The organism is Pseudomonas sp. 43(2021) (assembly GCF_017490805.1).
Classification (GTDB): Bacteria; Pseudomonadota; Gammaproteobacteria; order Pseudomonadales; family Pseudomonadaceae; genus Aquipseudomonas.
Window position 1 is genome coordinate 1 of record NZ_JAFGYJ010000256.1, and the last position, 524, is coordinate 524.

General features: G+C 58.4%; 1 pseudogene. It reads right to left on the reverse strand.

Annotation, left to right across the window (positions count from 1 at the left end):
• A pseudogene (gene prfB / locus J5M71_RS27060) lies at nucleotides 1-220 on the reverse strand (peptide chain release factor 2); the annotation flags it as partial.
• Nucleotides 221-524 lie beyond the last annotated feature (304 nt).

Sequence of the window (524 nt, forward strand, 5' to 3'; positions counted from 1 at the left end):
GTTCAGTTCGTCGAGGGTGTCGACGATCTGCGCCAGCGCGGCACGCTCGCGGCCCAGCTCCTGGGCGTATTCAGGTTTGTTCCAGACACTCGGATCTTCAAGCTCGCGGTTGACCTCGGTCAGACGCTCATGCTTTTGATCGTAGTCAAAGATACCCCCGAATAGTTTCGGAGCGCTCGGACAGGTCCTTGATGGTGTTCAGGATCGGGTTGATTTCCATGACGGGCAGCACTCGTTGGCGAACTTTTGAAAGCCGGCGAGTATAACGTAAACAGGCTGTCGCGGCAGCCCGTCTGGCGGTGAATGGGCCGAGATTGCTGCCCTCACCCTAGCCCTCTCCCGGAGGGAGAGGGGACTGACCGGGGGATATTCAGGTAATACGCCGACGTGAAAGGTCTTCTCTGAATCCATAATCGCTATGGTCTTTCAGGTCGACGTCAAGTTCAGCACAACTCGGTCGGTTCCCTCTCCCCCGGGAGAGGGCTAGGGTGAGGGGCTACGGTCTGCCAGACACAGGGGATCGT